Annotated in this window: 8 protein-coding genes; 7 read left to right on the forward strand and 1 reads right to left on the reverse strand. The window is 67.7% G+C overall.

The window, feature by feature from the left end; translation table 11 throughout:
* Positions 1-35 precede the first annotated feature (35 nt).
* Together AB1I47_RS18155 and AB1I47_RS18160 are read left to right on the forward strand one after the other, a co-directional pair.
* Positions 36-4,973 (forward strand): beta strand repeat-containing protein, encoded by a 4,938-nt coding sequence (locus tag AB1I47_RS18155; RefSeq protein ID WP_354685131.1) that lies wholly within the window; start codon positions 36-38, stop codon positions 4,971-4,973.
* 195 nt (positions 4,974-5,168) lie between these two features.
* The gene (locus AB1I47_RS18160) at positions 5,169-6,524 is read left to right on the forward strand and encodes a TolC family outer membrane protein (protein WP_354685132.1); all 1,356 of its coding nucleotides are present in this window, start codon (positions 5,169-5,171) and stop codon (positions 6,522-6,524) included.
* Positions 6,525-6,533: 9 nt separating this feature from the next.
* Here AB1I47_RS18160 and AB1I47_RS18165 read toward each other — a convergent pair whose 3' ends face one another.
* Positions 6,534-7,697 (reverse strand): AraC family transcriptional regulator, encoded by a 1,164-nt coding sequence (locus AB1I47_RS18165; protein WP_354685133.1) that lies wholly within the window; start codon positions 7,695-7,697, stop codon positions 6,534-6,536.
* 305 nt (positions 7,698-8,002) lie between these two features.
* Here AB1I47_RS18165 and AB1I47_RS18170 point away from each other — a divergent pair, with 305 nt between their 5' ends.
* The 5 genes from AB1I47_RS18170 (at position 8,003) to AB1I47_RS18190 (ending at position 13,925) form a co-directional block, all read left to right on the forward strand.
* Entirely contained in the window at positions 8,003-9,007 is a 1,005-nt protein-coding gene (locus AB1I47_RS18170; RefSeq protein ID WP_354685134.1) for a tripartite tricarboxylate transporter substrate binding protein, read from the forward strand.
* Between the two features lie 34 nt (positions 9,008-9,041).
* On the forward strand, positions 9,042-10,775 hold the full coding sequence (locus AB1I47_RS18175; RefSeq protein WP_354685135.1) for a long-chain fatty acid--CoA ligase: 1,734 nt from the start codon (positions 9,042-9,044) through the stop codon (positions 10,773-10,775).
* 34 nt (positions 10,776-10,809) lie between these two features.
* Positions 10,810-11,793, forward strand: coding sequence for a tripartite tricarboxylate transporter substrate binding protein (locus tag AB1I47_RS18180; protein ID WP_354685136.1), 984 nt, complete (start codon positions 10,810-10,812; stop codon positions 11,791-11,793).
* A gap of 14 nt (positions 11,794-11,807) precedes the next feature.
* Positions 11,808-12,584, forward strand: a complete 777-nt coding sequence (locus AB1I47_RS18185; RefSeq protein WP_354685137.1) for an enoyl-CoA hydratase/isomerase family protein — start codon at positions 11,808-11,810, stop codon at positions 12,582-12,584.
* Positions 12,585-12,737: 153 nt separating this feature from the next.
* Complete coding sequence (locus AB1I47_RS18190; protein WP_354685138.1) at positions 12,738-13,925, forward strand: acyl-CoA dehydrogenase family protein; 1,188 nt, start codon at positions 12,738-12,740, stop codon at positions 13,923-13,925.
* The last annotated feature ends 127 nt before the right edge of the window (positions 13,926-14,052 follow it).

Below are 14,052 nucleotides of genomic sequence, written 5' to 3' on the forward strand. Positions count from 1 at the left end.
AAGCGCCGGCAACTCAGGACGGAGAGAGAGAAATCATGGCAACCCTGACTGGCACTAACGGCAGCGACAACATCAGCGGCACCACGTCCGCCGACACCATCCTGAGTGGCAACGGCAATGACTATGTCAGTGCCGGCGACGGCAACGATTATGTCGATGCCGGCAACGGCGACGATATCGTAGAAGGCGGCAGCGGCAACGACACGCTGCTGGGCGCCAACGGCAAGGACCGCCTGTTCGGCGGACTCGGCAACGACAACCTGTCGGGCGGCAACGGCACCGACGCGGTCTATGGCGGCGGCGGCGATGACGTGATCGGCAGCGCCGACGGTTCGTCGGCACTGTACAGCGGCGACAACGGTGGCGATACGCTGTACGGCGACGGCTACGACAGCTATGCCGACTACCTGCAAGGGCGCAGCTCGGCCCAGCCCGGCAACGACCGGATCCAGGGCGGCAACGGCGATGACCTGATCTACGGCGACAATGGCAACAACGCTGCCGTGGGCGGCGATGACATCATCGCGGGCGGCGCCGGCAAGGACACCATCTCTGGCGAAGGCGGCAACGACAATATCGGCGGCGGCGTAGGCGGCGATACGCTGAGCGGCGGCAGCGGCGGCGACGTGTTCGTCTACCACGCGGTGTCGGACTCCACCGCCGCCGGCATGGACGTCATCACCGACTTCCAGAAGGGCGCCGACCGCCTCGACCTGCGGCCGGTGCTGGGCAATACCGGTTTCGAATGGGGTGGGCGCGAACCCACGGCCCATGGTGCCTGGTTCGAGCAATCGGGCGGCAACACCTATGTCTACGTCGATGTCGACGGCAATCCCGCCACGGCGGAGATGGTGATCAAGCTCAATGGCCTGCACGACCTGGCCAAGACCGACTTCGCCGGCTACGATAACCATGCGCCCACCGCCGCGGCCGACAGCAACCGGATCGGCGAGGATAACTCGCCCAACCCGATCACCGGCAATGTGCTGGCCAATGACAGTGATGTCGATGCCGGCAACGTGCTGGCCGTGGGCAATCCCGGCACCTATGTCGGCAACTACGGCACGCTGACTATCCATGCCGATGGCAGCTACAGCTATATGCTGGACAATGGCAACGCGCAGGTGCAGGCGCTGCGGCCCGGCGAGCAGGTGCAGGAGACGTTCGGCTATAGCGTGACGGATGGGCTGGCGAGTGCGTCGTCGTCGCTGACCATCCGGATTAACGGCGCCAATGATGGCGCGACGATCACGGCGTCGGCGAACGAGGATACGGCGGTGACGGAAGCGGGCGGGGTGGCGAATGCCAGCGCCGGCGATGCGTCTGCCGGTGGCACGCTGACGGTCAGTGATGTCGATACTGGGGAAGCGCATTTTGCCGCTGTGCCTGCGCAAAGCCTGGCTGGGCAGTACGGTACCTTTACCTTCGACAGCAATACCGGTGCGTGGACCTACACGCTCGACAACAGCAAGGCTGATGCGCTGACTGCGGGGCAGCAGGTCAGCGATTCGCTGACGGTAGCTTCCGCCGACCTGACCGCGCAGCAGACCATCACGGTCAACATCACTGGCGCCAACGACCATGCCACGATCACGGCGTCGGGAAGCGAGGATACGTCGGTGACCGAGGCGGGCGGTGCAGCCAACGCCGATGCAGGCGACGCCTCGGCCAGCGGCACGCTGACGGTCACCGATATCGATGCTGGCGAAGCGCATTTTGCGGCTGTGCCTGCGGAAAAACTCGCCGGCCAGTACGGGACCTTCACCTTCGACAGCAATACCGGCGCCTGGACCTACACGCTCGACAACAGCAAGGCCGATGCATTGACGGCCGGCCAGCAGGCCAGCGATTCGCTGACTGTGGTTTCGGCCGATCTGTCAGCCCAGCAAACCATCACGGTCAACATCACCGGCGCGAACGACCACGCCACCATCACGGCTTCAGGCACCGAGGATACGTCGGTAACCGAAGCCGGCGGTGTGGCCAACGCCAATGCCGGCGACCCTTCGGCCAGCGGCACGCTGACCGCCAGCGATGCCGATGCCGGCGAAGCGCACTTCGCCGCCGTGCCTTCCGACAGCCTGATCGGGCAGTACGGCAGCTTCACGTTCGACAGCAATACCGGCGCCTGGACCTACACGCTGGACAACAACAAGGCCGATGCGCTGACTGCGGGCCAGCAGGTCAGCGACTCGCTGACGGTGTTGTCCGCCGACCAGACCGCGCAGCAGACCATCACCGTCAATATCACCGGGTCCAATGACCACGCCACCATCACCGCGTCGGCCAGCGAGGATACGTCGGTCACCGAAGCCGGCGGGGCGGCCAACGCGATGGCGGGTGACACATCGGCCAGCGGCACGCTGACGCTCAGCGACGTCGACACGGGCGAAAACCACTTCTCCGCCGTGCCGACGCTGAGTCTGATCGGGCAGTATGGCTTCTTCAGCTTCGATACCTTTACCGGTGCCTGGACCTATACGCTCGATAACGACAAGGCGGATGCGCTGACCGCCGGGCAGCAGGTCAGCGATTCACTGACGGTGACTTCCGGCGACCAGACCGCGCAACACACTATCACCGTCAACATCACCGGCACCAACGACCACGCCATCATCACGGCGTCTGGCAGCGAGGATATGTCTGTGACCGAAGCTGGCGGCGCGGCAAACGCCATTGGCGGCGATGCTTCGGCCAGCGGCACGCTGACGGCCAGCGACGTCGATACCGGCGAAGCGCACTTTGCCGCGGTGCTGCCCGCCGATCTGGTCGGCCAGTACGGCACCTTTACGTTCGACAGCAATACCGGTGCGTGGACCTATGCGCTCGACAACAGCAGGGCCGACGCGCTGACTGCAGGCCAGCAGGCCAGCGATTCGCTGATCGTTGCGTCCGCGGACCTGACCGCGAAGCAGACCATTACGGTCAACATCACCGGCGCGAATGACCACGCCACCATCACGGCGTCGGGCAGCGAAGACACGGCGGTAACCGAAGCGGGCGACGCCGGAGATCCCGGCGACGCTTTCGCCAGCGGCAAGCTGACGGTCACCGACGCCGACAGCGGCGACGCCCACTTTGCACCGGTGCCGGCTGAAAGCCTGCTCGGCCGGTACGGCACCTTCACCTTCGACAGCGCCACCGGCGCCTGGACCTACACGCTCGACAACAGCAAGGCGCAGGCGCTTGCAGCGGGCCAGCAGGTCACCGAAACGCTGTCCGTGCAATCGTCGGACCTGACTGCCACGCAGGCGATTACCGTCAATATCACCGGTACCAACGACGCTGTGGTGAATGCCGTGCCCGCCGCGCAGGTCGCCATCGAAGACACGCCGGTGGTGTTCAGTTCGGCCAACGGCAATGCGTTCAGCATCTCGGACGTCGACAACGGCAGCCACACCGTGACGCTGACCGCGAGCGGCGGCACGATCACGCTGAACGGTATCGCCGGGCTGCAGTTCCTGGCCGGCGACGGCAGCGCGGATGGCACCATGACGTTCACTGGCACCGACGCGGCGATCAATGCCGCGCTGGATGGCCTGCGCTTCGTTGGCGATACGGACTATGCGGGGGTGGCGTCGGTGCGGATGCAGACCAGCGATGGCGCTTCGGTCGATACCGACGTGGTGGCGGTGACGGTCAGTCCGGTCAATGACGCGCCGATGGCGGCAGCAGACGTGGTCTATGTCTCGAACTCCACCCAGGGCATCCTGATCCCGGTCAGCGCACTGCTCGGCAATGACGGCGACGTCGACGGCAGCGCCATGACGATTACGGCCTTGGGTTCTGCCTCGGGTGCGGTCAGCAACCTGATGTTCGCGCCGGGCACCAATAACAGCTACGTCATGTTCAACGCCAGCAACGCGGCGTCGGGTAGCTTCAGCTACACCGTTTCCGACGGCGCGGGCGGCACCAGCACGGCGACGGTCACGGTCAATGTCTCGTCGACCAACGGGCCTGCCACGGTGTCGCTGGCGAGCCTCAATTACCAGGCGTCCTATCTGGATGGCGGCAGCAACATCGATACGCTGACAGGCGCCGCGGTTGGCGACGTCTTTATTGGCGGAGCGGCCGCCGACACGCTCAGGGGCGGCGCCGGCGACGACGTGCTGCGCGGCGGCTCGGGCGACGACACGCTCGACGGTGGCACCGGCATCGACATGCTGGATTTCTCAGATGCGAACGGCAGCCTCACCTTTACCCTGACGCAGAGCAGCAGCGGCACGCTCGTCAACCAGACCAGCCTCGGCCTGGACCGGGATACGTACAGCAATATGGAAGGCGTGATCGGTTCGCGCTTCAACGACACGCTGACCGGCAGCACGTCCGGCGACATCCTTCGTGGCGGCGCGGGCAATGACACGCTCGACGGCGGTGCCGGCATCGACCTGATCGACATCTCCGATGCCATCGGCGCGGTGTCCTTCACGCTGACGCAAAGCAGCACCGCCACCGCGGTCAACCTGAGCGCGGCGGGCCTGGGTACCGACAGCTACCGGAACATGGAAGGCGTGATGGGTTCGGCTTTCAACGACACCCTCACCGGCTCCGGCGGTAACGACGTATTGCGTGGCGGTGCGGGCGATGACCAGTTGTTCGGCGGCGGCGGCAACGACGTGCTGACCGGCGGCGCCGGCGCCGACACGCTGACGGGTGACGCCGGCAGCGACACCTACCGCTTCGTGCGCACCGATGCCGCCTCGGTCGACACGATCACCGACTTCGACCTGGCGGCGGAAGCCGCCGGCGGCGATGTGCTGGATCTGTCCGACCTGCTTTCCGGCTCAGGCGTGACCGCCGCCAATGCCGGGCAGTTCGTGCGGCTGTCGGAAGTGGATGGCAATACCGTGGTGAGCCTGGACCGGGACGGCAGCGGCACGGCCGCGGCATTCCAGGACGTCGCCGTGCTGCAGGGCGTGGTGGGGCTGGACCTCAACACGCTGCTGAGCAACGGCAATATCCACACGATCTGAGGCAGGAGCAAGGACGAGAAGAAAGCGAAGGGACAGGCAGCAGAGCAGTACCGGTACGCCGGCGAAGTTGAAAAACCATAATAAGCGAGTAGCACACCGCTTTTCCGTATCGCGCAGGCTGGCGGCATGGGCTCGGACAGACATGCCGCCGGCAGGCCGGTATGGTTCAGCACGGTGGGACCGACTGGGGGAAGCATGACCACGACATGGTGCCGGCTGGCACATGTACTGCTATGGGCGGCGGCCATGGTGGTGCCGCAGCACGCGGCGGCACAGGCGCTGCGCCAGGCAGTCGAGCAAGCCGTGCATACCAATCCCGAGGTGCTGGCCGCGGGCAGCCGCCGGCTGGCCGCCGACGAGGGCCTGAAGCAGGCGCGTGCCGGCTACCTGCCGCGGGTCGATGTCAACGCTGCCACCGGGCGCGTGCGCCTGGACAGCCACAGCACGCGGCTGATGGGCCTGTCCGATTCTTCCTATGCCAGCCACACCGCCGGCGTCACCATCTCGCAGATGCTGTTCGATGGCTTTGCCACCAGCAGCGACGTCGAGCGCCAGGGCGCGCGGATCGACGGCGCGGCCTTCCGGGTGGGCGCCACCGCGGAGGATATCGCGTTGCGCACAGTCGGCGTCTATGTCGAGGTGCTGCGCCGGCAGGAGACCGTGGCGATCGGCATGGCCAATCTCGAAGCCCATCAGCACATCCATGACCAGATCCGGCTGGGCGCCGACAACGGCGTGCTGCGCCGCGCCGACCTGTTCCAGGCGGAAAGCCGGCTGGCGCTGGCCCAGGCGAACCTGCGGGCCGAGCAGGGCGCGTTGCGCGATGCGCTGACGGCCTACCTGCGCGTGGTCGGCGCACCGCCGGAGACTTTGGCCCGGCCGGAGTCGCTGTCGGCACTGCTGCCCGCCACCGAACGCGAGGCGCAGCAGGTGGCCAGCGCCAGCCATCCCGCCCTGGGCGCCGGTCAGGCCGATATCGCCGAAGCGCAGGCCGGGCGCTCGCTGGCCAAAGCGGCGATGTGGCCGCGCCTCGATCTGGAGGTGGGCGTGGGGCGCGACCGCGACCGCGTGCTGGGCACCACCGACGAGCGCAGCGTGATGCTGCGCATGCGCTACAACCTGTTCCGCGGCAACGCCGACAAGGCGCGCGTCAACGAGGCCGGCTACCAGATACAGGAAGCCGAACAGAACCTGGACCGGCTGCGCCGGCAGGTGCAGGAAAGCGTGTCGCAGGCGTATAACGCCTACCTGACCGCGCAGGACCGGCTGGCGAGCCTGAGGCAATACGTCGAGGCCAGTGATGCCACGCGCGTCGGCTACGGCCGCCAGTTCCGGCTCGGCCAGCGCACCCTGCTGGACCTGCTCAATGCCGAGAACGAGTACTTCAGCGCCCGCACGGCCTACGTGACCGGGCAGTACACCGAGCTGGCCAGCCAGTACCGGATCCTTGCCGGCATGGGTTTGCTGCTGGCGACGCTGCAGGTGCCGCTGCCCCGGGAGGGCATGGTGCAGGCGGGGCAGCGCACCGGGTGGCCGGTGGGCCAGAGATAGGCGCTGGCCTCAGCCCGGCACCGCCTCCGCGCGCATCCCGCGCAACCGATACTCGCCCGGCGCCACGCCGGTCCACTTCTTGAAGGCACGATGGAAGGTGCTCGGCTCCGAGAAACCGAGCCGCAGCGCCACATCCAGCAACGTCATGCCCGGACGCTCCAGCATGCCGATGGCCACGTCGCGGCGCAGGCTGTCCTTGATGCTCTGGTAGCCGCGGCCCTCGTCGCGCAGCCGGCGGCGCAGCGTCTGCGGCGTCAGGCGCAGCACCTCGGCCATCTGCTCCAGCGACGGCAATTCGCCATCCAGGTGCGAGCGCAGGTGCTGGCGGATCCGTTCGGCCAGGCAGCAGTTGGCGCGGTAGCGGATCAGCAGGTTGCGCGGGGTCTCGCGCAGGAATTCGCGCAGGCTGTCCGCATCCTGCATCACCGGCATGCGCAGGCACGCGGCGTCGAAGTGCAGCGCGGTGACCGGCTGGCCGTAGTGCACCGCGGCCTTGAACACGCGCCCGGTGTCGGTGCCGCACTGCGCGGGCGCGGCGCTCAGGTCGACGCGGCGCAGCGGGATATGCTGCGCCACCAGCCAGCTAACCAGCGCATAGGCATGGAAGACAAAGGTCGATTCGGCAAAGCTGCGGCAGGCCGAGGCCGGTGCGCGCGGATGCAGCTCCACCGTGGCGGTGCTGCCGTCGGCGCTCAGGTGCAGCCGCGGCGCGAAGGCGTCGATATGCAGCCGGTACAGGCGCATGCCAGTGCGGAGGGCGTCTTCGAGCGTGGTGCAGTGGACCAGCCGCGCGCACGCCTGGGCGAACACGCCCGGCGTGACCGGCCGCTCCAGCAGCCCCCACAGCTCGTCGCGCGTGACGCGGCGCAGCGTGCGGATCAGCGCGGCGTACTGGCCCTGGGTCACGCGCGCGGTGGGCGAGGCCAGCAAGGCGGGCGAAATGCCGGCGCGGCGCAGCAGCGCGTCGATGTCCAGGCCGAGCCGGCGCGCCCCCAGCAGGATGTGGTCGACATGCAGCACCGCGATGGTGTGGCGCGCCGGCGCCGCCGTGGCGGGCGGCGGCTCTGCCGGTCGGAGCGGGCATGGCTCGGGCAAGCCGGGCAGCGGGCCGCCGGCGATGTGCAGCTTGCCGGGCGGGGAGAGGCGGTGCGATGACAGGGCGGCGGTGTGCATGGGTCTCCTCGCAGGCTGGCGCGTCGCCGTCGCGTGGGGCGCGGCGGTCATATTCGCTGGCTGGGCCGGTCTTTTCGCCACCTTAACAAGCCGTGCGCGCGCCGCACAATCGGGATTTGCCAAAGCCTGGCTTTCGCCTGAGCGATTCGGCCAATCATTTTGGCGAGTCTGGTCATTGTCCGAGCACCGCAGCATCGCGCACTCTCGGGCTCATAAAAGAGACGTGTGCCGGAACACCGGCCCGGCGGGACGCAAAAGGGACAGAACCCCCGCGCCCGATACCAGACACCAAAGGAGACAAGCACATGCAGGCTCATCGTCGTAGTGCATTGCGGCGCCTGTGCGCCGGGGTACTGGCCGTGGCCGCCGCCGGGGCCGGGATGCTGGCTTCCGGTGCCGCCTGGGCGCAGGGGGCGTTTCCGTCGAAACCGGTGCGGCTGATCGTGCCTTACCCCGCCGGCGGCGCCACCGACGTGCTGGCGCGCGCTCTTGCCGATGGCCTGGGCAAGGCCTGGAAGCGCCCGGTGGTGGTGGAGAACCGCCCCGGCGCCAGCAGCATGATCGGCTCCGAAGCCGTGGTCCGCGCCGAGGCCGACGGCCATACCGCGCTGCTGACGATTACCACGCTGGTGCAGGCGCCCAGCCTCTACACCAGGCCGCCGTTCGACCCGGTCAAGGATCTGGTCGCGGTGTCGGAGCTTGCCACCACCAACCTGGTGTTCGCCGTGCACAGCTCGGTGCCGGCCAACAGCCTGAAAGAATTTATCGAGCTGGTCCGCGCCAGGCCTAAGCAGTTCTCCTACGGCTCCTATGGCACCGGCTCCAGCGGCCACCTGTACGGCGAGATCTTCAAGGAGTCGGCCAGGCTCGACATGGTCCACGTGTCGTACAAGGGCGAGGCGCCGGAGTTGAACGACCTGCTCGGCGGCCAGGTGCCGGCCGCCGTCATCTCGGTGATGGGCGCCAAGCCGCACCACGCCACCGGCCGCCTGCGCGCGCTGGCGGTGACCGGCGCCGGCCGTTCGCCGCACCTGCCGGAGGTGCCGACCTTCCGTGAGGCGGGCGTGGCGGGCATGGACGGGCAGGGCTGGTTCGGCCTGTTCCTGCCGGCCGCCACGCCGCGGCCCATCGTCGACAAGTTCTCCGCCGACGTCAACCGCATCCTGGCCCAGCCCGACGTGCGCAAGCGCATGAACGACCTCGGCATCGTGCTGACCGGCAGCACGCCTGATGCCTTCGCCCAGGTGGTCCAGGCCGACTACGCCCGCTGGGGCAAGGTCATCCGCGTGAACAACATCCGCCTCGACTAAGACTTTCCCGAACTAACCTGTCGATTTGCTGCACATGATGCCTGCTACGAGCACTACCCACCCCGACAAACCGCCGTTGCGTTCGCCCGCCTGGCCGCCCGGCCTGCCGGCCACGTTGCATACGCCGCGCACCAGCCTGTTCTACAACGTCGAGGCCGCGGCGCGCCGCTATCCGGACAAGACCGCGATCCAGTATTTCGGCACCGCGATTTCCTACGCGCGCCTCCAGGACGAGATCGAGCGGATGGCGGGCTACCTGCAGCAGGCCTGCGGCATCCGGCCGGGCGACCGCGTGGTGCTGTGCAGCCAGAACTGCCCGCAGTACATCATTGCCTATTACGCGATCCTGCGCGCCGAGGCGGTGGTGGTGCCGGCCAACCCGATGTGGCTGGAGGCGGAGCTGGCGCACGTGGTCGAGGACAGCGGCGCGGTGGCCGCGTTCGCCGGCAGCGAGCTGTACCCGCGCATGGCACCGCTGCACGGTCCGGCGCTGCGCCACGTGATCGTGCACGACTACGGCGCGATGCTGCGCGACGACGGCGGCTTGCCGGTGCCGGCATGGCTGCGCGAGCCCGCGCCGGCACTGCAGCCCGCGCCGTCCGGCGCAATGCCGGTGGCATGGGAAACGGCCAGCGCCGCCGGGCACCGCCCGCTGCCGCACCAGGCCGGCCCCGACACGCTGTGCATGCTGGCCTATACCTCGGGCACCACCGGCAATCCCAAGGGCTGCATGCATACCCACGGCACGCTGATGACCGCGGCGGCGGGCTCGCAGATCTGGCGCAGCAGCACGCCCGAGTCGGTGGTGCTGGCGGTGGCGCCGATGTTCCACCTGCTGGGCATGCAGAACTGCATGAACTCGCCGCTGTACCTGGGTGCCACCGTGGTGCTGATGCCGCGCTGGGACCGGGCGCTGGCCGCCGACCTGATCAAACGCTACCGCGTCTCGGTATGGGGCGCGCCGCCGGCGATGCTGGTGGACTTCTTCGCGCAGCCCGACGTGGGCCAGCGCGACCTGTCGAGCCTGGCCTACCTGGGCGGCGGCGGCGCGCCGATGCCGGATGCGGTCGCCAACATGCTGCAGGAGCGCTTCGGCCTGCCGTACGTCGAGGCCTACGGCATGACCGAGACCGCCGCGTTCCTGCTGTCCAACCCGCGCCATCGGCCCAAGCGCGAATGCCTGGGCATCGCCACCTTCGGCGTGGATGCGCGCGTGATCGACCCCGAGACGCTGCAGCAACTGCCGCCGGGGCAGACCGGCGAGATCGTCGCCCACGGCGGCCAGGTGATGCTGGGCTACTGGCGCAACGCTGAGGCCAACGAGGCCGCGTTCATCGAACTCGACGGCAAGCGCTTCCTGCGCACCGGCGACCTGGGCGTGGTGGACGAGGAGGGCTACTTCTTCATGCGCGACCGGCTCAAGCGCATGATTAACGCGTCAGGCTTCAAGGTCTGGCCGGCCGAGGTGGAAAACCTGCTGTACGCGCACCCGGCCATCCATGAGGCCTGCGTGATTGCCGCGCGCGACGAACGCCGCGGCGAGACCGTCAAGGCCGTGGTGGCGCTGCGCCCGGAAGCGCGCGGCACCGCCGAGGCCGATCCGGACCGCATCATGGCCTGGTGCCGCGAGCGCCTGGCCGCTTACAAGGTGCCGCGCATCGTCGATGTCGTCGATGCGCTGCCCAAGTCCGCCACCGGCAAGATCCTGTGGCGCGCCCTGCAGGAACGCGAGATGCAGGCGGATAGCTCGCAGACCCCGCGCGCCTGAGCCTCGCCGCGATACAGAGAAAGAGAGAGACAGCATGCAGCAAAGCAGACGCAACTGGCTGGCGCAGGCCGGCACCCTGGCCGGCGCGGCCGCGCTCGGCGGCGTGGGCCGGGCCTTCGCGCAGCAGCCGTACCCGAACAAGCCGATCCGCCTGATCGTGCCGTACCCGGCCGGCGGCGGCACCGACACCGTCGGCCGTCTGGTCGGCCAGCGCCTGGCGGAAAGCCTGGGCCAGCCGGTGGTGGTGGAGAACAAGCCCGGTGCCAGCGGCATGCTGGGCAACGACCTCGTCGCCAAGGCGCCGGCCGACGGCTATACCCTGCTGCTGGCGATCACCGCGCTGATCCAGTCGGCCAGCCTGTACAAGCGCATGCCGTACGACGTGGGCAAGGACTTCACGCCGGTGTCGCTGATCGCCAAGTCGTCGGACCTGTTCGTGGTGCCCAACCGCGTGCCGGCCAGCAATATGCGCGAGTTCCTGGCGCTGGCCAAGGCCGGCAAGCTCAGCTACGGCTCGTATGGCAACGGCACCTCGTCGCACCTGCACGGCGAGCTGCTCAAGCAGCAGGCTGGCATCGAGCTGACGCACATCCCCTACAAGGGCGCGGCGCCGCTGGTCAGCGACCTGCTTGGCGGGCAGGTGGACTCGGCCTTTGTCGACGTGACCTCGGCCAATGCCCATCTGGGCAGCAACAAGTTCAGGATCCTGGGGATTACCGGCAGCCAGCGCTACAAGGCGCTGCCCAATGTGCCGACCTTCACCGAGCTGGGCCTGCCGGGCTTCGAGCCCAACGGCTGGTTCGGGCTGTTCCTGCCGGGCGGCGCGCCCAAGGAAGTGACCGCCAAACTGGCGGCCGAGACCGCGCGCATCGTGCGGCTGCCGGAGGTGACGCAGAAGCTCACCGGCATGGGCCTGCAGCCGGTCGGCTCGACACCGCAGGAGCTGGCCGCGGTGGTCAGTGGCGACACGCCCAAGTGGGCGAAGATCGTGCGCGACGCCAATATCCAACTCGACTGAACGGAGCCTGACAAATGGAAACCATCCGCTTCGCCGTCGAGGACGGCATCGCCACGCTGACGCTCGACGCGCCACGCAAGAACGCGTTGTCGCTGGCCATGCGCGAGGAGATTGGCGAAGTGATTCGCCAGCTACGCGCCGACGACAGCGTACGCGCACTGGTGCTGGCCGGCGCCGGCACCGATTTCTGCTCGGGCGGCGATATCAGCTCGATGCAGGTGGAGATCGACGCGGCGCAAGGGCGCAGGCGCCTGCAGCACGTGCACGGCTGGCTGGAGGACCTGATCCAGTTCGAGGTACCGGTGATCGCAGCGGTCGACGGCGCGGCCTACGGCGCCGGCTTCAGCCTGGCGCTGACCGCCGACATCATCCTCGCCACTCCGCGGGCGCGCTTCGGCCTGCCGTTCCTGCGCATGGGCCTGATCCCGGATTGTGGCGTGTTCTACACGCTGCCCCGGATCATCGGCCTGCAGCGCGCCAAGGCACTGATGTTCTCGATGAAGGAGCTCAACGCCCAGGCCGCGCAAGACCTTGGCATCGTTATGGAAATCGTGCCACCGGACACGCTGGCCGAGCGCGCGCAAACGTTCGCGCGCGCGTTCACCGAGGCCTCGCCGGTGGCGGTCGCGCTGACCAAGCAGGCGCTGAACGCGTCGCTCAACCAGGACCTGCACACCATGCTGGCGATGGAGGCGGACGGGCAGGGCATCGCCTTCTCCACGGAATACCGGATGGAGGCGGCCAACCGCTTCATGGCCAAGCAGCCGCTGCGTTACCGCTGGCCCGACTGACGGCGCATGCCAGCCGCTTGATGCATCGCAGCAACCGGCTGGGGCGTCATCGCACTGTTTACTTATATAGGTATGCGGCCGACGGCCTTCGCATGCCTTCTCCCTTTTTACGCTGACTTTCGCGCTTATTTCGCGTTTACCCTCTCAACCAATATGGCATCCCACGACCATCACGCGGCGGGCGCCGCACGCCAGACCCCCTGGATGACCGAAGACCTGGTCATGTTCCAGGACACTGTGCGCCGCTTCGTCGAGCGCGAACTGGCGCCCAACGAGGCCCGCTGGGCCGAACAGGGCTATATCGACCGCGAGGTCTGGCGCCGCGCCGGCCAGGCCGGCATCCTGTGCGCCAGCATTCCGGAGGAGTACGGCGGCGGCGGGGGCAGCTTCGCGCACGAGGCCGTGATCACGCGCGAAATGGCGCGCGCCATCTGCACCAGCCTCGGCAATAACGTGCACAGCGGCATCGTGGCACATTACGTGCTGAACTACGGCACCGAGGCGCAGAAGCGCAAATGGCTGCCGCAGATGGCCAGCGGCGAGATGGTGGCGGCCATCGCCATGTCGGAACCCGGCGCGGGTTCCGACCTCAAATCGGTACGCACCCGCGCAGTGCGGGAAAAGACCGACAACGGGGACTGCTATCGCATAAACGGTGCAAAGACTTTTATTACGAACGGTTACCACGCCGACCTCGTTTGCCTGGTCGCCAAGACCGATCCCCAGGCCGGTTCGCGCGGCGTTTCGCTGATCATGGTGCAGACGCGCGACCTGCCGGGGTTCCGCCGTGGACGCATCCTGGAGAAGATCGGGCAGAAGGGGCAGGACACCGCCGAACTCTTCTTCGACGACGTGCTGGTGCCGTGCGAGGACCTGCTCGGCGAGCAGGAGGGGCAGGGTTTTTATCAGCTCATGCAGCAGCTGCCGCAGGAGCGGATGATCATCGCCCTGGGTGCGACCGCGTCGATGCAGCGCGCGATCGAGCTCACCACCGAATACGTGCGCGAGCGCAAGGTGTTCGGCCAGCCGCTGGCAGAGCTGCAAAACACGCGTTTTCGCCTTGCCGAGTGCAAGACCGAGGCAACGATCGCCGCTACCTTCGTCGATGACTGCATGATGCGGCTGATGCAGGGCCGGCTCGATGCGGCCACCGCGGCGATGGCCAAGTGGTGGTGCACGCAGAAGAACTGCGAGATCATCGACGAGTGCCTGCAGTTGCACGGTGGCTACGGCTACATGATCGAATATCCGATCGCGCGAATGTACGCCAACGCACGTGTAGGCAAGATCTACGGCGGCTCCAACGAGATCATGAAGGAGCTGGTGGCGCGCACGCTCTGACCCATTGTCAGCACTCCAGGTACGTGAGTGCGCGTCGAAAAGAAGGCCGGCACAGATGCCGGCCTTTGTGCTTCCGGTTACAAAACCGGATGTGCACGGATGGCGGGAAAGGTGTAAGGTGTGTCAC

Origin of the sequence: Cupriavidus necator (assembly GCF_040578825.1) — a bacterium.
GTDB classification, from domain to species: domain Bacteria; phylum Pseudomonadota; class Gammaproteobacteria; order Burkholderiales; family Burkholderiaceae; genus Cupriavidus; species Cupriavidus necator_E.